Annotated in this window: 19 protein-coding genes and 2 pseudogenes; 8 read left to right on the top strand and 13 right to left on the bottom strand. The window is 64.8% G+C overall.

What is annotated here, in order from left to right:
• Positions 1–30 precede the first annotated feature (30 nt).
• Positions 31–589, top strand: a pseudogene (locus tag DH10_RS36580) (FAD-binding oxidoreductase).
• Positions 590–920: 331 nt separating this feature from the next.
• Here the strand turns inward: DH10_RS36580 and DH10_RS02785 are convergent.
• From DH10_RS02785 to DH10_RS02775, 3 genes are all read right to left on the bottom strand, one after another.
• Positions 921–1,205: a globin domain-containing protein gene (locus DH10_RS02785; protein ID WP_376774851.1), complete on the bottom strand. Its 285-nt coding sequence runs from the start codon at positions 1,203–1,205 to the stop codon at positions 921–923.
• 594 nt (positions 1,206–1,799) lie between these two features.
• On the bottom strand, positions 1,800–2,591 hold the full coding sequence (locus DH10_RS02780) for a BA14K family protein (protein WP_343221459.1): 792 nt from the start codon (positions 2,589–2,591) through the stop codon (positions 1,800–1,802).
• A gap of 137 nt (positions 2,592–2,728) precedes the next feature.
• Positions 2,729–3,835 (bottom strand): KamA family radical SAM protein, encoded by a 1,107-nt coding sequence (locus DH10_RS02775; protein WP_192247495.1) that lies wholly within the window; start codon positions 3,833–3,835, stop codon positions 2,729–2,731.
• A 178-nt stretch (positions 3,836–4,013) separates the two neighbouring features.
• Between DH10_RS02775 and DH10_RS02770 the strand changes: the two genes are divergently transcribed.
• Positions 4,014–4,949: a hypothetical protein gene (locus DH10_RS02770; RefSeq protein WP_192247497.1), complete on the top strand. Its 936-nt coding sequence runs from the start codon at positions 4,014–4,016 to the stop codon at positions 4,947–4,949.
• Between the two features lie 13 nt (positions 4,950–4,962).
• Here the strand turns inward: DH10_RS02770 and DH10_RS02765 are convergent.
• Together DH10_RS02765 and DH10_RS02760 are read right to left on the bottom strand one after the other, a co-directional pair.
• A pseudogene (locus DH10_RS02765) lies at positions 4,963–6,518 on the bottom strand (serine hydrolase).
• A gap of 116 nt (positions 6,519–6,634) precedes the next feature.
• Positions 6,635–7,039: a VOC family protein gene (locus DH10_RS02760; protein ID WP_192247500.1), complete on the bottom strand. Its 405-nt coding sequence runs from the start codon at positions 7,037–7,039 to the stop codon at positions 6,635–6,637.
• 95 nt (positions 7,040–7,134) lie between these two features.
• On the opposite strand from DH10_RS02760, the gene DH10_RS02755 reads away from it, so the two are divergent.
• A complete protein-coding gene (locus tag DH10_RS02755) occupies positions 7,135–7,833 on the top strand; it encodes a helix-turn-helix transcriptional regulator (protein WP_192247503.1) in 699 nt (232 codons plus the stop codon).
• A 3-nt stretch (positions 7,834–7,836) separates the two neighbouring features.
• Here DH10_RS02755 and DH10_RS02750 read toward each other — a convergent pair whose 3' ends face one another.
• Positions 7,837–8,226, bottom strand: a complete 390-nt coding sequence (locus tag DH10_RS02750) for a VOC family protein (protein WP_192247506.1) — start codon at positions 8,224–8,226, stop codon at positions 7,837–7,839.
• 137 nt (positions 8,227–8,363) lie between these two features.
• Here DH10_RS02750 and DH10_RS02745 point away from each other — a divergent pair, with 137 nt between their 5' ends.
• The 3 genes from DH10_RS02745 to DH10_RS02735 all read left to right on the top strand — a co-directional run bounded on the left by DH10_RS02745 (position 8,364) and on the right by DH10_RS02735 (position 12,090).
• The gene (locus DH10_RS02745; protein WP_192247509.1) at positions 8,364–9,227 is read left to right on the top strand and encodes a helix-turn-helix transcriptional regulator; all 864 of its coding nucleotides are present in this window, start codon (positions 8,364–8,366) and stop codon (positions 9,225–9,227) included.
• A 213-nt stretch (positions 9,228–9,440) separates the two neighbouring features.
• The gene (locus DH10_RS02740; RefSeq protein ID WP_192247512.1) at positions 9,441–11,102 is read left to right on the top strand and encodes an acyl-CoA synthetase; all 1,662 of its coding nucleotides are present in this window, start codon (positions 9,441–9,443) and stop codon (positions 11,100–11,102) included.
• 94 nt (positions 11,103–11,196) lie between these two features.
• On the top strand, positions 11,197–12,090 hold the full coding sequence (locus DH10_RS02735; RefSeq protein WP_192247516.1) for a hypothetical protein: 894 nt from the start codon (positions 11,197–11,199) through the stop codon (positions 12,088–12,090).
• A 19-nt stretch (positions 12,091–12,109) separates the two neighbouring features.
• On the opposite strand, the gene DH10_RS02730 is transcribed toward DH10_RS02735, so the two are convergent.
• Entirely contained in the window at positions 12,110–13,525 is a 1,416-nt protein-coding gene (locus DH10_RS02730) for a coiled-coil domain-containing protein (protein WP_192247519.1), read from the bottom strand.
• 378 nt (positions 13,526–13,903) lie between these two features.
• On the opposite strand from DH10_RS02730, the gene htpG reads away from it, so the two are divergent.
• Positions 13,904–15,790: a molecular chaperone HtpG gene (gene htpG, locus DH10_RS02725; RefSeq protein ID WP_192384164.1), complete on the top strand. Its 1,887-nt coding sequence runs from the start codon at positions 13,904–13,906 to the stop codon at positions 15,788–15,790.
• Between the two features lie 360 nt (positions 15,791–16,150).
• Here the strand turns inward: htpG and DH10_RS02720 are convergent, their stop codons facing one another.
• The 3 genes from DH10_RS02720 to DH10_RS02710 form a co-directional block, all read right to left on the bottom strand.
• Complete coding sequence (locus DH10_RS02720) at positions 16,151–16,816, bottom strand: hypothetical protein (RefSeq protein ID WP_192247525.1); 666 nt, start codon at positions 16,814–16,816, stop codon at positions 16,151–16,153.
• 24 nt (positions 16,817–16,840) lie between these two features.
• Positions 16,841–18,238, bottom strand: coding sequence for a selenium-binding protein SBP56-related protein (locus tag DH10_RS02715; RefSeq protein WP_192247528.1), 1,398 nt, complete (start codon positions 18,236–18,238; stop codon positions 16,841–16,843).
• Between the two features lie 319 nt (positions 18,239–18,557).
• Positions 18,558–20,180, bottom strand: a complete 1,623-nt coding sequence (locus DH10_RS02710) for an ABC-F family ATP-binding cassette domain-containing protein (RefSeq protein ID WP_192247531.1) — start codon at positions 20,178–20,180, stop codon at positions 18,558–18,560.
• 219 nt (positions 20,181–20,399) lie between these two features.
• On the opposite strand from DH10_RS02710, the gene DH10_RS02705 reads away from it, so the two are divergent.
• The gene (locus DH10_RS02705) at positions 20,400–20,726 is read left to right on the top strand and encodes a GYD domain-containing protein (RefSeq protein ID WP_192247534.1); all 327 of its coding nucleotides are present in this window, start codon (positions 20,400–20,402) and stop codon (positions 20,724–20,726) included.
• Between the two features lie 32 nt (positions 20,727–20,758).
• Here DH10_RS02705 and DH10_RS02700 read toward each other — a convergent pair whose 3' ends face one another.
• The 3 genes from DH10_RS02700 to DH10_RS02690 all read right to left on the bottom strand — a co-directional run bounded on the left by DH10_RS02700 (position 20,759) and on the right by DH10_RS02690 (position 22,755).
• Positions 20,759–21,502: a 2OG-Fe(II) oxygenase gene (locus DH10_RS02700; protein WP_192384163.1), complete on the bottom strand. Its 744-nt coding sequence runs from the start codon at positions 21,500–21,502 to the stop codon at positions 20,759–20,761.
• 288 nt (positions 21,503–21,790) lie between these two features.
• A complete protein-coding gene (locus DH10_RS02695; RefSeq protein WP_192384162.1) occupies positions 21,791–22,324 on the bottom strand; it encodes a carboxymuconolactone decarboxylase family protein in 534 nt (177 codons plus the stop codon).
• Between the two features lie 8 nt (positions 22,325–22,332).
• The gene (locus DH10_RS02690; protein ID WP_192247542.1) at positions 22,333–22,755 is read right to left on the bottom strand and encodes an OsmC family protein; all 423 of its coding nucleotides are present in this window, start codon (positions 22,753–22,755) and stop codon (positions 22,333–22,335) included.
• Positions 22,756–22,887 lie beyond the last annotated feature (132 nt).

Genomic DNA, 22,887 nt, shown 5'->3' with positions numbered 1-22,887 from the left:
AGCCTGCCGCTCGAGGCGCCCTGCCTGCTGGTGCTGGGCTTGGGCGCCGACAGCGTGGAGGCGGCGCGGGCGACGCTCGAGGACGGGCTGGCGGCGATCTGGGAAGAGGCAGCAATCGTCGACGGGCTGGTCGCAACTTCTGAAGCGCAGGCGGCCGCGATGTGGCGGCTACGCGAGGAGACGGAGCAGATCGAGCGGCATGCACCATCTGCCGCCCTCTTTCGATGTATCGGTGCCGGGCGGCGCGCTGGACGCCTATGTGGCGCGCATCGAAGCGGGGCTGAAGCGGATCGACGCTTCCTACGCGCCCTATGTGTTCGGCCATCTCGCCGACGGCAATCTGCACATCTCGATCAACACCGACGGGCCGCTCTCGCATGAGCGGCACGAGGCGATCGAGGATGTGCTCTATGCCGGGCTCAACGAGGCCGGCGGCTCGTTCTCGGCCGAGCACGGGGTGGGGCTCGACGAGCGCGAGGCCTACGAGCGCCACGCCGTCCCGGTGAAGCGGGAGTTGGCGCGGATGATCAAGGCGATGATCGATCCGGCGAATGTGATGAATCCGGGGAAGATTGTTTCGGGGGAGTGAGGGCGTTGCGCTCGGAGAAGCCGCCAAGACAGAGGGGGGTGTGACGGAACGCGGCGCTGGCTTGCATTCCTCGAATCAATGAAATGGGGGAGAACCCTTCAGCGAAAGCCAAGACGGAGAGGAGGAACTGCCGTACGAAAGCCCCCTCTCCGCCTCGGCTTGGCTCGACCCCTCGCTCCAGCGGGCGGGGAACCGAAGCTTACTCAGGCCGCCAACTGCACTTCGCGGGCGGCGGCGATCATGACGCTGGCGAGCAGGCCGTAAGCGGCTTCCCAGGCCTCGCGAACCTCCTGCGTGAAGGCCGGGCCGAGGCCCGCGTCAAGTGTCTCGATCAGCGCCTGGCCGACGATCGGATAACGCCGTAACCGACATGGCGCCTGGCGAGATCCTGGACAGTGGGCAGGACCGTCTCGGCGCGGGAAAGCCCGTGCACGACGAAGCCCAGCGCCGCCATCAGCTTGGCGCCCTGATTGCTCATGTCGGTCGTGCGAAACAGCGCCTTGAGGCTGCCGTCGATGGCAAACAGCTTCTCATAGAACAAGGCCGCGGCGGCCGTCTTGATCGGAACCACCTCGCGAAAACTATTCTGCACAAGCTTGATCTGGTCGGGTGTCATCGGCGCGCTCCTCCGCGTTGCTAGCCTGCGAGCATCCGGCTCCCGCGTTTCGCAGGAATGCCGGTTGTGGCGCCGGTGTGTTTCAGGCGTGTCTCTGCGCGGTATCGGGTTGCGGGAGGGTTTCTCACGTCCAGCGCGAGAGCAACCACTGGGAGGCTGGCGGGACAGGGGGGAGATCGGATGTCGCATCGGCTCTCGCCAATCACCGGCGTTGCAGAAGAAGCGCCGCGGCCGAACTGCTAATCTCCCCCCTTGCGGGGGAGATGTCCGGCAGGACAGAGGGGGGCGTGACGGAGCGCGACGCTGCTTGAGCTTGGATTCCCGTCCTCACGGCATCGGCGGCGAGGAATCGCTCTCCGCCAACAACCGCTTCGCCGCGTCCACTGCAGCCGTGGGGGGCGAACCTCGGCGGCTGCGCACAACAAGCGCAAGCTCTCGAACGACGGCGCTGCCCCTCACCTGCCTGCCCGTCCTCCGCAGCAACTGCGGAGGGTGGACCGGCATCCTCCCCGTATAGAGACGGGGAGAGGAAGGCTCTCGCCGACGGTTTCGTCGATCGCAGACGTCCAGGGGCGCGCTGAAGTGGCGTCGGCGCTATTCGCACTGCCGGCGCGGGCCGCCATCGAAAGGCTGGTAGGTGTTGTCCTGCGGATCATAGGAGCGGTAGCGGCTGAAGCAGGAGTCGATATGGTCGCCCGAAAACTGCCGACCCAAAAGCTGATCCCTGGGGGCTTGCTCGTCGGGTGAAATCTCTTCTGGCGGGCCGCCATAGGTGGTGGCGTAGCCGTCCCGCGCGGGGGCGTAGCCTTCCATCTCGGCCTGGTCGTCGGTCACCTCGCCTTGATCGGCCTGGTCATTCTGACCTGCGTCGGTCGAAGCGGTAGTGTCGCCGCCCGGATCGAAATAAGGCGAGACGCAGGGACGCAGTTCGCCGCTGTAGGAGCGGTAGCTGTTTTCTTCCGGACGATAGCTGCGATAGCGGTTGGCGCACCACTCGAGATGGGCGGCGGGCAATCGGGCCTGCCGGTCCGGTGCTTGCTCGGAGGGCTGGGCGGCCGCATTGGCATCGGGCTGACTCATCTGTGAAGCATTGGGCTGGGCGACACCGGGCAAGGGCTGCAATTGCCGCGGCGCGGCGGGTTGCGGCGTTGCGAGAGCAGTGGTCTGCATGCTGGCATCTGCCTTGGCGCCGGCCTTGGCGGGCGCGCCGGCCGCCTGCTGTGCCGGGATGCGCTCGAGATCCTGCTTCGCCGGATCGACCGGCTGGGCGTCCTTGGTCCACAATTCGGAGACGCCGATCGCCGGCGTCGCCTGGCGCACCGGTTTGGCGGCCAGCAGCCAGGTGGCGAAGGCAAGTCCGCTGACGAACACGGCCAGGGTCAGCACGAAGCCGCCGACAATTCCCAACAAAGCCTTCACGCTGCGCTCCTTAAGCCCCGCTCATAGAATGCCAGGCACGGGACGGAAGTTCCCGTCCCCGTGAAAGTTCCTCGCCCCCATGAAATGGGGGGAGAGGAAAGGCGCTAGCCGACCACCTCGCGATAGTCCCTCACCTTCCCGTCCTGCCCACGAATCCGCCAAGTCTCACCGTCGCGGCCCTCGATATGGCTTGCCGCGAGCGGCACCTTGCCGCCGCCGTCGGGCAAATCGATGACATAGGTCGGGTTGCAGATGCCGGAGAGGCGCTGGCGGAGTTCGGCGACCAGCGCCTGGCCTTCGGCAATCGTGGTGCGGCGGTGCGCCATGCCGCGCGCCAGGTCGCCATGGTGCAGGTAATAGGGTTTTACGCCGAGGCGATACATCAGCTCGCGGCAGAGCTCTTCCAGCACCTCGACATGATCGTTGACGCCCTTCAAGAGAACGCTCTGGTTGAGCAGGACAAAACCCGCCTGCCGCATCGTCCGGCAGGCCGTTTCGGCGTCCGGCGTGATCTCGCGCGGATGATTGAAGTGGGTCACCACCGTCACCATCAGCCTTCCCTGCAGGGCGGCGACAAGGCCCGCCGTAATGCGCGACGGCAGCGCCACCGGCACGCGGGTGTGGATGCGCAAGAGCCGCATATGCGGGATGGCCTCGATGCGGGCGCGGATTTCGGCCAGGGCCTTGTCGGGCAGCGACAGCGGATCGCCGCCGGTCAGGATCACCTCGCGGATCTCGGGGTGCCCGGCGATGTAGGCCAACGCCGGCTCCAGGGCGTCCCGCGTATAGCCGCGGCCGATCGAAGTCAGCGACTCTTTGCGGAAGCAGAAACGGCAATAGACCGCGCATTGATAGGTGGGGAACAAAAGCACGCGGTCGGCATGGCGGTGCGTCAGCCTGGGCACCGGGCTGTAGGCATGGTCACCGATCGGGTCGCCTAGCTCGCCTTCGGCGGCGATCAGCTCGTCAGGCGACGGGATCACCTGGGCGCGGATCGGATCGTTCGGATCATCCCAGTCGATCAGGTCGAGATAGGGTTTCGGCACGCGCACCTTGTGACTGGCGGCGGCAGCTTGAGCGGCGGCGCGCTCGGCGGGCGAGAGCGGCAGCCGGTCGAGGTCGCGCACATGGCGCACGCCGGCGCGGACGTCGGCTTGCCAGGCGGTACCGGTCGCGATGGCCGGTTGTTTGAGGTTGGCGTCTGAGGTCATTGGAGTTCTCGGAAGCAATTTCGGCGGAGCTATCGACCGAACAAGTGGCGGGGTCAACCGCCGCGGTTGCCGCAGACAGGCAGACGCTGCGCCTCGCTCCCCTGCCCTCCGCCATTCGGATAGTTGTTTTAGCGAAATGCTATTAGTCTGCGCTATCCGGGGCTTCGGGGCGACACGAATGGATTTCAGCACAGGCCATGGCTACCTTCTCATCGGCGGGCTCGTCCTGGTCGGCGCAGGGCTGCTGATCCTGTCGCTGATCGTCAACCTTCGCGTGGCCCACAGCGTGCGCCACGACGTGCGTCATCGCGAAAAGCTGCTGGAATATTACCGCAACATCTTTTCGCAGTTGGGCGTGATCCTGATCGGCATCGGCGTCTCGCTGTTCATCTTCTTCTTCCAGCAGAACTATCAAGACCAGCGCAAACGCGAGACCGAGCTGCAGCAAGTGCTCGCCAAGCTCGCCGCGCGTATTGCCCGCGGCACCCCGGTCATTCAGTCGCTTGGGGAATTCGATGAACTGCTGGATGAGGGCGGACCTTATCTCAGCCCCGAGCTCGGCGGGAAGAACACCGCCGTCAGCATTCACGGGGCAGAGCTTGGCAAGCAGGCGGCCAAAATCCTTCTGGTCGAGCGCGACATCGATCTCGGAGACTTCGAGGTGCTGAACCTGTCGCGCGATTTCGAATCCTCCTTCGTCGTCAACGAGCTCGATCCCAGGCTGTGGTTCGACATCGTGCGCGACGAGAGCGAGATCAAATACGCCACCACCCAGCTCGCGCTCGACTACAAGGACCTGCGGGACGCGATCGGCGGCGATCCAGTGGAGGTTGCGGTCGCCAATCCCGACAGGGAGCGCAAGATCAAGCAGGAGGTGCTCGACATCTTCTACGATGCCGACCTGCTGCGCCAGCGCGCCAGGCGGCATCTTGGCCGCGCGTGCTGGCTGTTCAGCCACGGGCGCGGCTTCGTCAGCGTTGCGCCGGCCGATGCGATCGAAGCGGATGCCAGGTCGCACCAGGAATGGATCGACCGGTCAAAACCGGTGCTCGCGCAATCGAGGTCAGGCAGCGGCGACTGCTTCAAATTGCTTCAGCACGGCAAGGCATCCTGACCATCGGGCCGACTTAGTCCCCGGTGCGCAGCAGCGTGCCGAGATGATTCTCGTCCAGAAAATCAATGGTCATGGTCGACGCCTTGCCGTCGGGGCCGACGACAAAGCTCACGCCCGTTGGTCTGTCCGGCGTCTCGGCATCGGGGTAGGTCAGGAACAGATCGCCGTCGTAATGCGTCAGGGAATAGGACCGGGCGCCGGCCGGGCGTACCTTGAGGATAAGGCCGTCTCCCCCACCCGACACAGCCGCATCGGCGATGAAGTCGTTGGCGTAGCGGCCGGCATAGGCGCTGATCGGCGCGGCCGGTCGTACCGGTGACGGTGGCTTGGCGTAGGCGGCCTTGGCCGCCTCGACCGCCGGACCGAACAAGCTGACATAAATCCCGTCCCATGCCGCGATCCAGTCCTTCTTGACCGCGCCGTCGAAGACAAGGTCCGCAAAACTGTCGGAAAGTCCCTCCGGCACGCCGGTCGGAAAAGCGTTTGTGAGGATGACGATACCGAGCTTCTGCTCAGGGAAGATCGTCACCAGGGTGCGCGCGCCGACGCTGAAGGCGCCCGCATGGCCCCAGCTCAGGCCGTGCCGGCCGAATTCGACATTCCAGCCGAGGCCGTAGAAGGATTCGCCGCCGGAGACGGGGTTCTTGCCCCGCGTCATCAGCGGCACATGCGTCTGGTCGAGCGCATCGGGCGCAATCAGCGTCTTGCTGGCATAGACGCCATTGCCCAGGACGAGCCGCACCCATTGCGACAGATCGCGTGCGGTGGAGCTGACGCCGCCGGCGGGCGCCTGCGCATCGGGATCGCGCTTGATCTTCGGGGCCTAGGCGCCGTCGACCCTGACGTGGAGTTCGGCACGATTGGCGTGCTTGACGAAGTCCGCGTGACGCGAGCTGGTCGTGGCCATGCCGAGCGGGCGATAAAGCTTTTCATCGGCGACCTCCTCCCAGGATTTGCCCGTCGGTCTGGCGGCGGCGACGGCACCCTCGGTCAGTCCGAAATTGCTGTAGGAGTAGCCTGCGCGAAAGCTCGACGATGGCGGCACGAAGCGCAGGCGGTGCAGGATCTCGGCGCGGCGTAGCCGATGTCCTCGAGACCGTCTCCGGCGGTGCCCGGAATGCCGCTACGACGCGCGAACAGGTCGCGGACGGTAAGTTCGCTGGTCGGATATGGATCGGCGAGCCGGAAGGCCGGATCGAGGTCGGCGATCCGGGAATCCCAGGACACGATCCCGTCGCTGACCAGCGCCGCCACGACGGTTGCCGAGACCGGCTTGGAGAGAGACGCGATCTGGAACACGGTGTCGGCGTCGACGGCCTCCGGCTTGCCGGCCTCGCGATGCCCGAACCCCTTGAGGAAGATAACCTCGTCGCCATGCACGACCGCGATGGCGAGACCGGGCACCGCACCGTCCGCGACAATGCCTTGCGCCAGCGCTTGGAGCTTCGACAGGGCGGCAGTCATCCGCTCGGGCGTGATGGGGTCGGCCGGCGCCGCATGGGGCCAAAGCGCCAGGACGGCGATGAAGGCCCAAATCCTCAAATGACAGAGATTCCGATCAAGCCGCATGCTCGCGTCCCCTCCCTGCATTCACCTGGCCATGCTACAGGCCGGCGCCGGCGGGGCCAAGTCTTGTCCCGACTATCATCGCAATCGACCCGGCGATGCAGTTCCGAGAATCCTTGTCACCTCTCGAACTTCCGGATCGCCTCGGCGGTCACCGGCGTGAAGAAATTGACGAGGTTGCCGTCGGGGTCGCGGAACAGCAGTGAGCGATTGCCCCAGGGCATGGTGGTCGGCAACTGCACCAGTGAGCCCGCGATGCGATCGGCGAGCCTCCGGTACTCCGCATCGACATCGGCGACGCGGAATTCGATGATCGTGGTCCGGTTGGCAGCGGGCTGCGCGACATGATCGCCGCCGAAGAGCTGCAGCGTCCGCGTGCTGCCGATGGCAAGCGTGCCGGCCTCTGTAATCAGTTCGGCGAAATCCTCGGTGTAAAGCGTGAGCTTCGAGCCGGTGACCTCCTCGTAAAAGCCGACCAGCCGCCTGACGTCGGCGGTGATGATGCGGGTCGAGACGAAATTCATGAGTCTTCTCCGTCGGTTGTTCGCACCTTTTGAGGCGCCATGCCCGACTTGTGGACCAGCCCTGCTGCCACCATAGTGGCAACAGGAGACATGCCTTGCGCCGCGCCGACAGACTGTTCCAGATCATCCAGATCCTCCGGCGCTCGACCCGCCCGATCACCGCCAGCCGGATCGCCGAGGAGCTCGAGACCTCGCGCCGTTCTGTCTATCGCGACATCGCCGACCTTATCGGCCAGCGCGTGCCCATCCGCGGCGAGGCCGGCCTCGGCTATGTGCTCGACCGCAACTACGACATGCCGCCGCTGATGCTGACACCGGACGAGCTGGAAGCGGCGGTGCTCGGCGCGCAGTGGGTAGCCGACAAGGGCGATGCGGTGCTGGCGGGTGCGGCGCGCGACCTGATTGCCAAGATTGCCACCGTCGTGCCGGAGAGGCTGCGCCCCTTCGTCAGCCAGCCCAGCGTCGGGGCGCCGCTCAGCCGGGCGAGCCTGCCGGACGGGCTCGACATCGCGCGGGCACGCGCATCGATCCGCAAGGGCTACAAGATCCGCATCCGCTACCGCAACGAGCTGCGCGAGGAGAGCGAGCGCGTGATCTGGCCGACGATGATTGGGTACGCCGAGACAGTCCGGCTGCTTGCAGCCTGGTGCGAGTTGCGCCAGGACTTCCGCCATTTCCGCACTGACCGCATCATCGCCGCCACCTTCCTCGACGAACGTATCGGCTGTCGGCCGGGAGAGTTGCGCAGCCGCTGGAAGCGGCACATGGAGGCGCAAGGGTTGCCCCTGCCTTAATCGCTAGATCTCAGCATAGATCTCCAGCACATTGCCGTCAGGGTCGCGGAAGAACAGCGTGCAGTGGCCCCAGGGCTGGTCGGTCGGGTCCATCTCGATGGCGACACCCTGCGCGCGCAACTCATCCGCGCATTGGTCGACCTCGGCCGGCGCGACGCGAAAGGCGAGCTGCAGCGAGAGCGCGGCCGCCGGCGTCGGCGCATCGTCGAACATCATGCCGCGCTGGGTCAGGGCCAGCAGGCAAGAGCCGACCTGATAGGCGGTCCAGCCCTCGCCCAGGCTCGAATGGACGGGAAAGCCCATCACGTCCTCATAGAAGCGCCGCATCTGCTTCATGTCGCGCGCGAAGATGACGGTGTAGTCGATGTTCCTGATCTTTTTCAGCGCATTCATTCCTGTGTCCCTTGTCAGGTCGCCGCGCCGTGACGCGACGATGTTGTCCGATGCGCCGTTCCATTTATGCTGGTAGTCAGGTGGTACAAGATGAGTGGCGCTGCTGGTAGCGCCGCTACTCCTTTCGAGGTACGGACATGCTGGAACGGACGGCTGAGGCGGACAGGCGCAAGGAGCTCGGCCGTTTCCTGCGCGCCATGCGCGAGCGGGTGGAACCTTCGCGACACGGCATCAGCATCGGCACGCGACGGCGCGCCTCCGGTTTGCTGCGCGAGGAGGTAGCGCTGCTCGCCGGCATTAGCGCCACCTGGTACACATGGCTGGAACAGGGGCGCGAGGCCAACCCCTCCGCGCATGTGCTCAATGCGCTCGCCGATGTGCTGAAGCTCTTGCCGGTCGAGCGCGAGCACCTCTTCAAGCTCGCGAAGCCGGAATGGCTGCCCGAGGCTTCCCGGTCTGAAGGCCCCTCGCCCGACCCGCGGATAGCGGAGCTGCTTGCGGCGTTCTCGCCCAATCCGGCCTATGCGCTCAACCGCGCCTGGGATTTCGCGGCATGGAATGACGAGGCGGCAGCGCTGTTCGGCGGCTTCGATCCGGAGGATCCGGCGCAGCGCAACCTGCTCAAGCGGTTCTTCCTCGATCCGGCCTGGCGCACCCTGTTCGCCGACTGGGAGGTCGTGGCGCGATCTGCCATCGCGCAATTCCGCGCCGCGACGGTTGGCTTCGCGGCGGCGGCCGACATCCGGGCCGTGATCGACCCGCTCATGGCGCTCAGCCCGGAATTCGAGCGGCAATGGGACGAGATGCGGGTCGAGGAAGCACCGATCTGGTCGAAGGGGCTTAGGAGTGCTTCGGGCGAGATTGTAACCTATGATTATTTCGTGCTGACGCCGGCGGGTGTCGGCAAGGAGATGACGATCAGTCTTTATCGGAGGCGTGGCGAAAGCCCGCGAGCGCCCCCTCTCACCGTTCATGGGGAGAGGATGCCGGCAGGCAGGTGAGGGGCGGCGCCGAGTCTCGAAAATAGGCTGGCCGCCAATCATCAGCGCCTGCGCTGCCCCTCATTGCCCTGCCGGGCATTTCTCCCCGTTAACGGGGAGAACGACGCTCTTCCCCGACTTTCGCCGCAATCGACCCGCGCGCCGTTTTCGGGCAATCTCCTTGCCTAAGCAGCCCGCCATGGGGAGATGGCAGGCCACCCAGGGAGGATTGCCATGACCAGGACGCCAGCGGCGGTGCCGCGCTATGAGGATGCAGTGCGGCGCTTCCGCATCGAGGACGAGATCGCCAGGCTCCACGGCGATCCGGCGAGCGGCATCAACGCCTATTTCGAATGCTGCGGCCGCTATACCGGCGAGAACCGGCTGGCGCTGCGCGCGATCTCGGCCGGCGGCGAACTCAGCGAATATACTTTCGACGACCTGGCCGACAGGTCGGGCCGCCTCGGCAATCTGCTGAAGGACCTCGGCGTCCGCCCCGGCGATGTCGTGGCCGGCATGCTGCCGCGCATCCCGGAACTGGTCGCGCTCATCCTCGGCGCCTGGCGCGTCGGCGCGGTCTACCAGCCGCTGTTCACCGCCTTCGGCCCGAAGGCGATCGAGCATAGGCTGAGCTACAGCAAGGCGAAGCTGGTGGTGACCAATCCGGCAAACCGCGGCAAGCTCGACGAGGTGGAAAATCACCCGCGCATCGCGACTATCCTCGCCCCCGGCGACACCCTGCCCGAAGGCGACATCGATTTTCGCGCAGCAACCGCCGCCGCCTCCCCCGACTGCGAGCCCGTGATGCGCAAGGGCTCCGACCTCTTCATGATGATGTCGACCTCCGGCACGACCGGCCACCCCAAGGGCGTGCCGGTGCCGCTCAACGCCTTGCTCGCCTTCGGCACCTATATGCGCGATGCGATCGGACTGCGCGCCGACGACGTCTTCTGGAACATCGCCGACCCTGGCTGGGCCTACGGGCTCTACTATGCCATCACCGGGCCCTTGCAGCTCGGCATCGCCACCACCTTCTACGAAGGCGCCTTCAACGCCAAGAGCACCTACGACATCATCGAGCGGCTCGGTGTCACCAGCCTCGCCGGCTCGCCCACAGCCTATCGCCTGCTGATGGCGGAAGGGCCCGAAGCGGCGGCCCGCGTCAAAGGAAAACTGCGCGTGGTGAGCAGCGCCGGCGAGCCGCTCAACCCGGAAGTGATCCGCTGGTTCGACGCCCATCTCGCCGCGCCCATCCACGACCATTACGGCCAGACCGAGAACGGCATGATGATCAACAACCATCACGGCCTGGCGCACACCGTGCGCGCGGGCTCGGCCGGCTTCGCCATGCCCGGCTACCGCATGGTGGTGCTGGACGAGGCGGGCAACGAGCTCGGCCCCAACCAGCCGGGCGTGCTTGCGGTCGATATCGCGAACTCGCCGCTGCGCTGGTTCGACGGCTACCACCAGGCGGAGACGCCGGCGATCGCCGGCGGCTATTACCGCACCGGCGACACGGTGGAATATGAGCCGGACGGCTCGGTCTCCTTCATCGGCCGCGCCGACGACGTCATCACCTCGGCCGGCTACCGCATCGGCCCCTTCGACGTCGAAAGTGCGCTGATCGAGCATCCGGCGGTCAACGAGGCGGCGGTGGTCGGCGTGCCCGACCCTCAGCGCACCGAGATCGTCAAGGCCTTCGTGGTGCTGGCGCCGGCGTTCCTGGGCAGCGAGGCGCTTGCGGAGGAGCTCGCGCAGCATGTGAAGAAACGGCTCTCGGCGCATTCCTATCCGCGCGAGGTCGAGTTTGTCACCGAGCTGCCCAAGACGCCGAGCGGCAAGATCCAGCGGTTCCTGCTGAGGAAGGCCGAGGTGGAGAAGCGAAAGGTCGGATAAAGATTCGGGTTCTCGCTTGGTTTCCGCCACGCAAAAGCCGCCAAGTCGGGTGAAGGCTCGCAAGGGCTTTGATCGTTGAATTGGGGTTGTGCAAATGCGGCTGGTCTGGACGCTTCTGTTCGCGCTCGCGGGCGGCGTGGGTTTCGCGGCCTCGCCGGAGGACGACTACATCGCCACGCGCGACAAGGCGATTTCCGACATCGCGGCGCTGGAGAGCTCGAACGCTGAGGTGGAAACGCTCGATGCCGCGAACACCAAGGCGCTGGCCGATCTCGAAAAGCGTCTTTCCGCCGTTCTCGGTCCGCTTTCCGTTAAGGATTTTCCGGCAACCGGCACGATCAACCTCGAAAGCCTCAGCGCTACCGATATCGGCTTCGGCATGCTCGACGGGCTGCGCTACGCCAAGAGCGACGAAGGCCCGAGCATCGTGGCGACGACGCGCGGGCTCGTCGGGCGCTGGCTGCAGTCCAAGGCTGACGAGGACGATGAAAGCCTCAGGCTGCCAACGGGCATCGACGAGGCGCTGAAGCTCGATGCCTTCTACACCCAGGCCATCGGCGCCGACGCCGCTTTCGTGAAGACGCTCGACTTTTCGCTGAAGAAGCCTGACGGCGCCGATATCGCTGTCGCCCGGCTTGGCGGCTGGACGCAGGACGTCGGGCCGATCTACGACCAGCAGGTCGTCGTCGCGGTGGTCAAGGGCGACCGCATCCTGATCGCCGAGGCGCCCGCGTCACCGCCCGTGCCAAAGATCGCCGCCTGCGAGGCGCTTTGGACCGCGGCGGATGCAACTGCCCAGAAATTCCAGGAGACCTATCAGGGGTCGGACCTCAAGGACCAGCAGGCCTATGATTCCGCCAATGCCGCCTGGGAAAAAGGCGACGGCGACTATCGCGCCTGCATGGGTGAGCGATTGCCCAACGATGCGGCTTTCCCGGCGCTGCTTGCAGAGGTGCAGCAACTGGCCGACCATATGGCCGGCCAGTAACGCAGGCGCTTCCCCGATCTCAGCTTGCGTTGGCGCGCATGCGTCGGCTGTTGCGCCGTGGGGTCGGGCGCGCGGCCTCGGCGATGATCCCGTTGCTCACCGGCACAATGTCCTTGCGCGCCCTCGCATCCGTCACCCGGTGCAGCCGCTCGTAAGGCAGCAGCTCCTTGATGCGGGCATTGAGCGTCGCGATCTCGGCTCGCAGATCCTCGCATTCCTGCTTCTGGATATCGAGCTGGATCTGCTCGGACGCCTGCTGCAGCGAAAGCTGCGATAGGTTGGTGCTGACCACCGACAGGTTCTTCTTGTCGATTTCGCTCTCGTTCCTGAGAACGGCAAGCATTTCCTCAGCGATCTGCCGTTCTGTCTCGGCATCGTTCAACCGTGCCTTGAGCCTCATCTTCTCGGCCGCGGCTTCGGTCTTGTCGTTGGAGGCCTGCTCCAGCCGCGATTGCAGCTCCTGGATCTCGGAGCGCAAGCCGCGCAGCTCCGCCTGAATCCGCGCCAGCTCCGACGCACCATCGCTTTCGGCGATGCTGGCCGCCTCGGTTATCTCTGCAAGCTTGGCCTGCGTGATCTCGAGCGACTTCTGCAGCCGCGCCTCTTCCTTTTCGTGATTGCCGATCTGGGCCATCAGCTCGGCAATTCGCGCGGTTTCGTTGGCGTGGGTGGCCGCGAACTCCTCGAACTTGTGCCGGGCTTCCGCCTCGCGCTTTTGCGCCTGCTCAAGGTCGACCGAAAGGCCGACCTGCTTTTCACGCAGCAGCTTATTCTCGGCAGCACGTTTGTCGGCTTCAACGGTCTTGGCCGTCAGCGTCTTGACGATCTCGCCGAACTCCGCCTCGCGCCTGGCGCTCTCATTGCCCATCTCGACCAGCTCAAGCCGCACCGCCGCAAGCGCCTCGCGAAGCGACTCCCGGTCCTGGACAAGGCTTGCCTCGCGCTGTTGCCAGGCCTCGGCCGCGCCGTCGCGTTCGCGCTGCTTCCTGGCGGCGTCGAGCAGTTGCTCCGACAAGGCCTTGTGTTCGGCGCCCAGAGCGGCGTTCTCCAGCTCCAGCTCATTGGCGCGGAGCGCATCGCGATGCAGGACGTTCAGGATATCGCGTGTCATCTGATGCGCGGTGCCGATCTCTGCCAGCCTCGCCCCGATCTCCTCCAGATGGCCCTGTCCGTCGCGGAAAAGCCCGGCAACGGCTTCCAAGGCGGCCAACCGTGTCTGGGTGTGCGGCGTCAGCCGCGAGGCGGAAGCCTCGGGCTGGGCCTCCCCCGGCGGATCCTCGTCGCTTGCCGCCACATCGGCGGCCGCATCGTCGTCCACGGACGTCTGTTCGTCAGCCGAAAGACATTCCTCGAAAGCCTCCGCCAGATCCGACTGGAGCTCTTGAAATTCCTTGTCTACGTCTTCGGCACGCTTGATCAGGGATTTGAAATTCATGACGGCACACCTCTTACGCTCACTCCCGCCGTATTACTTAACGAATTACTAATTTATCCCTTTACGTCCCGCACGGGAAGCCTGACCAAAAGAAGGAAGAAATTAAGGTTATCATGGATTTCCAGACGCTTGCGCGAGGTTCCGCCAGCGGCATCTCCGCCAGGCGCGGCAAGTGCCTTTTTCGACCTCGCAAGCGCCCGAACGCTCACCCGCCATCGACCTCGCAACCCAACCTCTTGTTGCGTTCGCGTCTCGTCACGATATTGTCGTACCGAGGGCGGTCCCGGCCGGTCGCCGCCGGCACAATTAAATGGTCGAAGGATGAGATCCTGGACGCGTTTCGGCGCGACGGGCAAAAGAAGACGTGGGAAAGTTTAGATGACGGATATCAAGACGGAAACCAGGACATTCGAGGCGGATGTCTCGCGGCTGCTGCACATGATGGTGCATTCGGTCTATTCGGACCGGGACGTCTTCCTGCGCGAGTTGATCTCCAATGGCGCCGACGCCTGCGAAAAACTGCGTTTCGAGGCGATCACCCGCCCCGAATTGCTGGGCGAGGACGCAAAGCCGCGCATGACCATTTCAGCTGACCCCGACAACAAGCAGCTTGCCGTCGAGGATAACGGCATCGGCATGAGCCGCGACGAGATGGCCGAGGCGCTGGGCACGATCGCCCGCTCCGGCACGCGCGCCTTCATCGAACGGGTTGAGGCCGGCAAGGCGCCGGAAGACTCCGCACTCATCGGCCAGTTCGGCGTCGGCTTCTATTCCGCCTTCATGGTGGCCGATCATGTCGACGTCATCAGCCGCCAGGCAGGCAGCGAGGAAGCCTGGCGCTGGTCGTCGGACGGCAAGGGCACCTACGAGATCGCGCCGGTGCCGCTCACCGCAGCACCCAAGCGCGGCACGCGCGTCGTGCTGCATCTGATGGAGGATGCGACCTCCTACACCACGCCTTACCGGCTGGAGGGGCTGGCGAAATCGCAGTCGGGCCATGTGCCGGTGCCGATCGCGCTTGTCGAGAAGCCTGGCGCCGAGCCGCGCGACATCGCCGACGGCACGGCGCTGTGGGTGAGGCAAAAGAGCGAGATCGAGCCGGAGGAATACACCGACTACTACCGCAGCGTGGCCGGCCAGTATGACGAGCCGGCCGCCACGATCCATTTTCGCGCCGAGGGCCGGCAGGAATACAGCGTGCTCGCCTTCGTGCCGGGCTCGCGTCCCTTCGACCTCTTCGACCAGGACCGCAAGGGCCGCATGAAGCTTTATGTGCGGCGCGTTTTCATCACCGACGATGCCGATGTCCTGCCGCGCTACCTGCGCTTCGTGCGCGGCCTGGTCGATTCCGCCGACCTGCCGCTCAACGTCTCGCGCGAGATGATCCAGGAAAGCCCGCTGCTCGCCGCAATCCGCAAGGGCGTGACCAACCGCGTGCTCGGCGACCTCGCCAAAACAGCCGAGAACGACGCCGAAGGCTACGCCAAGATCTGGGAGAATTTCGGCGTCGTGCTCAAGGAAGGGCTCTACGAGGACTACGGGCGGCGCGAACAGCTGCTGAAGCTCGCCCGGTTCCGCTCGACCACTTCCGGCGAAACGCTGCGCAGCCTCGCCGATTATGTCGCCGCGATGAAGGAAGGGCAGAAGGCGATCTTCTTCATGGCCGGCGACGACCGCGCCCGGCTCGAAGCCTCGCCGCAGCTCGAAGGGTTCAGGGCGCGCGGCATCGAAGTGCTGCTCTTGACCGACCCGGTCGACAGTTTCTGGACGACGATGGCGCCGGAATTCGAGGGCAAGGCGTTCAAATCGGTGACGCAGGGTGCCGCCGATCTTTCGGAGATCCCGCTGCTCGACACTGGTTCGAAGCCCGAGGCCGAAATGTCCTCTGAAATCGCGACCTTCCTGGCGTTTGTGAAGACGGCGCTGGGAGACGAGGTCTCGGACGTCAAGGCCTCCGACCGGTTGACCGAAAGCGCGGTCTGCCTGGTCGCGCCGGAGCACGGCCCCGATCGCCAGTTCGAGCGGCTGCTCAACGCCGCCGGCCGCCTCGACAAGGCGGCGAAGCCGATCCTCGAGATCAACCCTCGGCACGAGCGCGTCGCGGCGCTGGCAAAGCTCGGCAAGGAGGAACGCGCCTTCAAGGAAGACGCCGCGCATCTGCTCTACGACGAGGCGCGCGTGCTCGACGGCGACAAGCCGGCCGACGCCAGAGCGTTCTCGGCGCGGCTTGCGCGGCTGATCGAGCGCGGGTTGGCGAAGGGGTGATTGGGGCTGGCGCTCACCCGCATAGAGCCTGCGTCTTCCCCTACCCTCTCAGCCCCGCCGCTTCGTGGCCGGTGCTGGCGATATATTCGGTGTAGCCGCCGCCATAGATGTGGATGCTGTCGGGGTCAGCTCCAACACGTGGGTTGGAGTGCGCGGCCAGCAAAGTGGCGGTCGTGCGAGACGAACAGCATCGTGGCTTGATACCGATTGGCATCACTACGGATGCGAAGCCGTGCACCGGCAAAGAGCCGGGCATTGCGTTCCGTCGCTTTTGCAAGGATTGGACATTTGCGAACGGCAGCTTCCCCCCTTCTCTGACATTCGCAGAAAGGGAGAATGACTTCGCCAAATGCGTACAACTCATCGAGCGAATCCGATGCTTGCGATCCCAACTCCTCCCACCAGGATCAGGCTTATGGCCCACACAATGTCGAGATTGAACCAGCTTTGTGAGATGACCTTCGGTCCGAGCCATCGATAGACGGCAATGGCGATAACGCCGCCGCTTGAAATCATGGCGGCCGTATGGACGACGGAGACGGCGGTGGCGGTGATCAGATTACCGGTCATGAGCGTGGCAGCCGCCTGGTGTCCAGCGTCGAGGTCGCCTGCCTGGCACAGGCCCAGATAAATCGGCACCAGCATCAGCCCGGCGCCATGCGCAGTGGCGGCAGCGAAGGACCACAAGGCCAGTTGTCCCGGCGGGATCCGGGCAAGAACACGCGGGTGGCGCCGGTTGATCAGGAGATAGATGCCGGCGGCAATCGCGATCAACCCCGCCGCGATGCGGACCTGTCGTTCCCAGACAAACAGCGTCAGCATCGCGCCGAAGGGCAGCAGGATACCAACCATGGCCGCAAAGTGTCCCATGGCCAAAAGCCCGAGCGCCCGGAACAATCCGCCGGCACGTCTGCTAAACAGTCCGGCCGAGACGGCCAACGGCCAGCCCATGCCGGGATTGATGCCGTGGTAAATGCCGCTGGCGATGACCGCCAGCCAGAGGCCGGCCGTCGTCAACTCGACCATCGCTTCATCGACCCGCGCAGCCGGTTACACCGACGGATAGCAGAATGAATCCGTCGAGCAATCGCCGCCTTCCAGACGAATCTGATGCGAGCGATACCCCTCGGGGAACTCGACATAAAAGTCTTTGTCTAAGGTGATCCCGCCGTTCTCGCCGACATCGGCCTTGACCATGGCTGCCGGGATACCATCGGGATAGAACTGGTCGTCCCAGGTCGAATAGAGCGAGTTGGTCCAGTAAACGCGTTTGCCGTCGCGGCTGATCTCGACCATCTGCGGTCCGCCCCTGTAGTCGCCGCCGGGATGCTTGGCCTTGCGCGCGATGCCGCCAATATGGACGGACCCCGCAAGCTTGGGGTGCATCGGATCGGCCACGTCATACTGGCGCATCTCGCCGGTGCCCCAGCAGGATGCGTAGAGGAAGCGGTCATCGAGCGACAGGTCTATGTCAGTTACTAGCGGCGGCACCGCCTCGAAGCCCTGCAGAAGCGGGGGCAGGTCATCCTTCGCGGCTGGCTCGGGCGGGATAGTGGCCGTCTTTTCGCAATGGAATTTGCCGTCCTCGCGCCACCATGTCCAGATCGATCCCTCGAGGTTTGTCGTGTCGACGACCACCCCAATGAAACCGTATTCCTTTACCGGGTCATGGGCGGGGCGGACTTCCAGTGCCATCTGGTGATTGGCTCCCAGATCTATGGTCTGCACGTTCCTGCGTTCGCGCAGATTCCAGAAATGCACCCGGTGTCCATATTTGTTCGACAGGAGATCTTCCGGGACGATGCCCTTCTCGAACTGGGGCGGAAGCGCCCACTCGCTCGACACCATGTAGTCGCGCGGCAGGTTCCACCAGAAATCATACTGCTTGTTCTGTGGCCCGCGATCGATCTCGTAGCGCCCGATGACGTCGAACGTCTGGCAATCCATGACAAAGATGCCGGGAGGTCCGTCGGTGCCGTCAGGGCCACCGCCGCCAAGGGTCGAGACATAAATGCCTTCCGGGCCGCAGTGAATCGTGTGAGGCCTGGAATAGCCGGTCTTGGCAAATACTTCTTCCGGCTCGATGATTTTGTGGATCTTGGCCTTGCTCGGGCCGCCCTTGGTGTCCACAACGTAGATGCGCGAAGATCTCATGCCGGGGATTATTAGAAAGCGGCGCTCGAGAAACGGATGGCCGTTCAGCGGCGACAGGGCCGAAGAGCAAGCGTTCCAGCCAAAGTGGTGAAACTCGTCGCCCTTGTTCGGCATTGTCACGCTGTGGACGATCTTGCCGCAGTCCTTCGACTCCGGGTTTACGTCAACTATTGCGAGTCCATCAGGCTGAGAGAAGTCCGCACTCAACATCAAAGTGTAGGCAAAGTTTTCGACTGGCGCCTGCATTGCGAGCTTGGCGGTCGCGTGGAAAGTCGGGTCCGGCCGTAAGGTCATTGTCGTCCTCCCTGGGCGGGTTAAGCAACCCGACCGACAATCAGGGGCACGACCTGTGATGTGCTTCGATGCCCGCCGAAAAGGTCGGGACGCTTTGTTTTTCGCACGCTATTTTCGTGCGGCTTCTGGAAGAATCTCACGGATTTCGGAGAACGGCAATCTCGACTTGTTCGTGACGAGCGCCACCAGACTGCATGGGTGAGCCGCGGCAATGTCAAGGTTGGCGGGGCAACGCACGGTCAAACTTCGCTCGAATGTCTGGATCTCGCGCAAAGCGGCCAAGGGCTGGTACCCGCCTTGGGCCGACACCCGCTCTCCCCTACCCCCTGAGCCCCGGCGCTTCCTGGCCGGTCCTCGCCACATATTCCGTATAGCCGCCGCCATAGGTGTGGACGCCGTCGGGTGTGAGCTCCAGCACGCGGTTCGACAGCGCCGCCAGGAAATGGCGGTCGTGCGAGACGAAGAGCATCGTGCCTTCATATTGCGCGAGCGCTTCGATCAGCATCTGCTTGGTCGCCATGTCGAGGTGGTTGGTCGGCTCGTCGAGCACCAGAAGGTTCGGCGGATCGAACAGCATCAGCGCCATCACCAGCCGCGCCTTCTCGCCGCCCGACAGCACGCGGCACTTCTTCTCGATCTCATCGCCGGAAAAGCCGAAGCAGCCAGCTAAAGCCCTGAGCGGCGCCTGGCCGGCCTGCGGAAACGAGTCCTCCAGCGTCTGGAAGACGGTGCGCTCGCCGTCGAGCAATTCCATGGCGTGCTGGGCAAAATAGCCCATCTTGACGCTCGGGCCGCGCGCGACAGTCCCCTCGTCCGGCTCGGAGGCGCCGGCGACCAGCTTCAGCAGCGTCGACTTGCCGGCGCCGTTGACGCCCATCACGCACCAGCGCTCACGGCGGCGGATCTGGAAGTCGAGGCCTGAATAGATCGAGCGGTTGCCGTAGGATTTGTGGATGTTCTTCAGCGTCGCCACGTCCTCGCCGCAGCGCGGCGCAGGCTGGAACTCGAAGGCGACCGTCTGGCGGCGCTTCGGCGGCTCGACGCGGTCGATCTTGTCGAGCTTCTTCACCCGGCTCTGCACCTGCGCCGCATGCGAAGCGCGCGCCTTGAAGCGCTCGATGAAGGCGATCTCCTTGGCCAGCATCGCCTGCTGGCGCTCGAACTGCGCCTGCAGCTGCTTGTCGGCCAGCGCCCGCTGCTCCTGGTAGAATTCGTAATTGCCGGAATAGGAAGCGAGCGCGCCGGCGTCGATCTCGATGACCTTGGAGATGATGCGGTTCATGAACTCGCGGTCGTGCGAGGTCATCAGCAGCGCGCCGTCGTAATCTTTCAGGAATTTCTCCAGCCAGATCAGGCTTTCGAGATCGAGATGGTTGCTCGGCTCGTCGAGCAGCATGACGTCGGGCCGCATCAACAGGATGCGGGCGAGCGCGACGCGCATCTTCCAACCGCCGGAGAGTTTTGAAACGTCGCCGTCCATCATCTCCTGGGAGAAGCCGAGGCCGTCCAGCACCTCCCGCGCCCGGCCATCGAGCGCATAGCCGTCGAGCTCCTCGAAGCGGTGCTGCAATTCGCCGTAGCGCTCGATGATTGCATCCATCTCGTCGGCGCGGTCGGGGTCGCCCATCGCGTGCTCGAGCTCGCGCATCTCGGCGGCCACCGCGCTGACCGGGCCCGCACCCTCCATGACTTCGGCGACGGCACTTAATCCCCCCATGTCGCCGACATCCTGGCTGAAATAGCCGATGGTGACGCCACGATCGACCGAGACCTGACCTTCGTCGGGCTGATCCTGACCGATGATCATACGAAACAGCGTCGTCTTGCCGGCGCCGTTCGGGCCGACAAGCCCGATCTTCTCGCCCTTCTGCAGCGCAGCCGAGGCTTCGATGAAGACGATCTGACGGCCGTTCTGCTTGCCGATATTTTCGAGACGGATCATGGGGCGGTCCGGGGAGCTGCGCTGAGGTGGAGGGATTTTGCCCGGGGCCATACGCGAATGAGGCTGCGGAGGGAAGAGGCCGAAGCGCCGCATCCGGCGCTCAAGCTATTCCTCCGAAAGGAGCACCCGAGCCGCGGTGAAATTGATTCGCGTCGCCGACCAATCGAGCGCTTACTGCTCGAGCCAACCAGTCGATGGGCTCTGGCAGGGAGGTCAACCATGGCCATGTACCTTACGCGCTTCAGTTACACGCCCGAGACATGGGCGCGCATGATCGAAAACCCCGAGGATCGCCGCAAGGCAGCCAGCTCATACATAGAATCGGTGGGTGGAAAGCTGCATGGGTTCTGGTACGCGTTCGGCGAACACGACGGCTGGAACCTGTGGGAGGCGCCGGACAATGTTTCGATGGCGTCCGTCGTGCTCGCCATCGGTGCCGGAGGGGCGCTCAGCACCTGCGAGACCACAGTCCTCCTCAGCGTCGAGGAGACGATGGACGCGCTCGGCAAGGCGAAATCGATCCGCTATCGCCGGCCGGGAACGTAGAGGCGAAAGAAGCCGCCTCTCCTCGGAGGGTGTCACCTCGCGTCGTGGAAGATGATACCGAGCGTATGTCGCCTGCCCGAGCGCAGGCGGCTGACGCCGTGGCGCAGGTTGACGCGATAATAACCTCGCGTGCCCTCCACCGGACGGTTGTGCACGGCGAAGATCACCGCGTCTCCGCGCCTCAGCGGCACCACCTCGGCGCGGCTCTGCATGCGCGGGCGCTGTTCGGTCAGCACGAACTCACCGCCGGTAAAATCCTCTCCCGGCTCCGACAGCAGGATCGCCACCTGCAGCGGAAAGGCGAGCGCGCCGTAGAGGTCCTGGTGCAGGCAATTGAAGTCGCCGGGACCGTATTGGAGAAGCAGCGGCGTCGGCTTGGTCTGGCCTTCGTCGCAGCAGCGCTTCAGGAAAGCGGCGTGGTCGGCCGGGTAGCGCAGCGAGGCGCCCATCTTCTCGTTCCAGTCGTTGGCGACGGTGGCCAGCCGCGGATAGAGCGCGGTGCGCAGGCCCTCGATCAGGTCCGGGAGCGGATACTTGAAATAGCGGTACTCGCCCTTGCCGAAACTGTGGCGTGCCATCACCACATGGCTGCGGAAATGCTCATCATGCGGGTAGAGCGCGGCGATGTCGGCGCACTCCTCGGACGAAAGCAAACCCAGCATGACGGCGCAGCCCTGGGCGTTGAGCTCGGAGACCAGCGCGCGCCAGTTTTGCGCTTCGACACGGGATTCGGCGGAACGGCCGGCGCGCTTGGTGTTCAGGGAGTGGATGGTCATCGGTTTGGCTCCATCGCTTACTTGTCCCGAAGATGGGGCGAGCAGCGGGAGCGGACCACCCGTTTCATGACAAGATGGCGACGATGAAGCTGCAATCTCCCCCGTGCGTGGGAGATGGCCGGCAGGCCAGAGGGGGGTGTGAAGGAACGCAACTCTCCGCAGCTTATCGTGTCCAAGCGGAGCAACTTCCGGAAGCGATCGCTATTTTTGAGGAGAGGCCGGCGGGACAGCACCCCCCCTGCCCTGCCGGGCATCTCCCCCGCAAGGGGGGGGATCGGCTCTCCGTCGCTAGTCGCCTACCTTCCGACGATACCCCTCCAGCTCCGGATCGAGGTCCACCTTCACCGCATTGGTGAAAACGCAGGTCGCCACCATGATGCCGGCGAAGGCGGTGAGGTTGACGAGCAGCGTCTCGTCATAGCGCGCCTTGAGCGCGGCCCAGGTCGCGTCGGGAACGGTGCTGGCGTCAGCAGCAACCGCCTTGCCGAATTCGATCAGAAGGGTTTCCTCCGCAGTGGGCTGGATCGCCTCTGGATCGAGGCCGGAATCGATCAGCGCGCGACGGAAGAAGGTGACGGGGATCTCGGCGCGCATCGTCTCGGCGATCGCCATCGAGAACAGCCATATGGCGCGGTCGTCGAGCGTGGGTCTGAGAAGATCGCGCAGCGTGAACCATTCGGCATAGATGCGGTGCGCGGCCGGCGAACGAAGCAGGATGCGCTTCATGTTGGTCATGCGACCACGCAGCTCGAGCTCCCGGTCGTGCTCGGCGCGGATTTCGGCGGAAGCGGTCGCGTAGTCGATCGGGGCAAGATGCGCCATGGGTGCCCTCACCCCAGCGTTGCGCGCAATTCGGGCGCGCCGCGCAGCGTGTTGGAGACGGTGCAGATCGTCTCGGCATCCTCGACGATGCGCTGCTTGGTGGCCGCGTCGAGATCGCCAGCGATTTCCAGCCGGATATTGAACGTCTCGACGCGCGAGGGCTCGTCCTTCGCCTTCCCGCCGCTGACATCCGCCCTCACCTCGCCAAGCCGGTCGGCGATGCCGAGGCGCGTTGCGGCGATGCGGGCGCTGAGCACCATGCAGGCTGCAAGCGAGGCGTAAAGCAGATCGAGCGGGTTGAAGCCCGCCGCGCTCACCGACGTCACCACATCGACGGCGCCGCCGGTCGGCGTCGTGACGACAGGCAGGCCGCCTTGCGGCAGGACCGCAAGCGCGCGGGTCGTGCGGGTTCTGATCTTTAGCTCGCTCATGGCATGTCCTTGGCCCGATGGTTGGCGGAACTCTCTCATAGCGGACTGCGATTCATCTCGGCAATCGCAGAGGTCCGGCACAGCCCGTCATTGCCCACCGCAGGCCCCCCTCATATGAGGCGAGTTGTGTCA

Origin of the sequence: Mesorhizobium silamurunense, assembly GCF_014843825.1 — a bacterium.
Lineage (GTDB): Bacteria > Pseudomonadota > Alphaproteobacteria > Rhizobiales > Rhizobiaceae > Mesorhizobium > Mesorhizobium silamurunense.
The sequence above is the reverse complement of the archived record's forward strand: the minus strand, read 5'-3'. Positions and strand labels throughout refer to the sequence as shown.

Excerpts from the sequence above, each read along its gene's own strand:
- DH10_RS02785 (WP_376774851.1), bottom strand. The coding sequence starts at position 1,205 with ATGACACCCGACCAGATCAAGCTTGTGCAGAATAGTTTTCGCGAGGTG.
- DH10_RS02775 (WP_192247495.1), bottom strand. The coding sequence starts at position 3,835 with ATGACCTCAGACGCCAACCTCAAACAACCGGCCATCGCGACCGGTACC.
- DH10_RS02770 (WP_192247497.1), top strand. The coding sequence starts at position 4,014 with ATGGATTTCAGCACAGGCCATGGCTACCTTCTCATCGGCGGGCTCGTC.
- DH10_RS02760 (WP_192247500.1), bottom strand. The coding sequence starts at position 7,039 with ATGAATTTCGTCTCGACCCGCATCATCACCGCCGACGTCAGGCGGCTG.
- DH10_RS02750 (WP_192247506.1), bottom strand. The coding sequence starts at position 8,226 with ATGAATGCGCTGAAAAAGATCAGGAACATCGACTACACCGTCATCTTC.
- DH10_RS02745 (WP_192247509.1), top strand. The coding sequence starts at position 8,364 with ATGCTGGAACGGACGGCTGAGGCGGACAGGCGCAAGGAGCTCGGCCGT.
- DH10_RS02740 (WP_192247512.1), top strand. The coding sequence starts at position 9,441 with ATGACCAGGACGCCAGCGGCGGTGCCGCGCTATGAGGATGCAGTGCGG.
- DH10_RS02735 (WP_192247516.1), top strand. The coding sequence starts at position 11,197 with ATGCGGCTGGTCTGGACGCTTCTGTTCGCGCTCGCGGGCGGCGTGGGT.
- DH10_RS02730 (WP_192247519.1), bottom strand. The coding sequence starts at position 13,525 with ATGAATTTCAAATCCCTGATCAAGCGTGCCGAAGACGTAGACAAGGAA.
- htpG (WP_192384164.1), top strand. The coding sequence starts at position 13,904 with ATGACGGATATCAAGACGGAAACCAGGACATTCGAGGCGGATGTCTCG.
- DH10_RS02720 (WP_192247525.1), bottom strand. The coding sequence starts at position 16,816 with ATGGTCGAGTTGACGACGGCCGGCCTCTGGCTGGCGGTCATCGCCAGC.
- DH10_RS02715 (WP_192247528.1), bottom strand. The coding sequence starts at position 18,238 with ATGACCTTACGGCCGGACCCGACTTTCCACGCGACCGCCAAGCTCGCA.
- DH10_RS02710 (WP_192247531.1), bottom strand. The coding sequence starts at position 20,180 with ATGATCCGTCTCGAAAATATCGGCAAGCAGAACGGCCGTCAGATCGTC.
- DH10_RS02705 (WP_192247534.1), top strand. The coding sequence starts at position 20,400 with ATGGCCATGTACCTTACGCGCTTCAGTTACACGCCCGAGACATGGGCG.
- DH10_RS02700 (WP_192384163.1), bottom strand. The coding sequence starts at position 21,502 with ATGACCATCCACTCCCTGAACACCAAGCGCGCCGGCCGTTCCGCCGAA.
- DH10_RS02695 (WP_192384162.1), bottom strand. The coding sequence starts at position 22,324 with ATGGCGCATCTTGCCCCGATCGACTACGCGACCGCTTCCGCCGAAATC.
- DH10_RS02690 (WP_192247542.1), bottom strand. The coding sequence starts at position 22,755 with ATGAGCGAGCTAAAGATCAGAACCCGCACGACCCGCGCGCTTGCGGTC.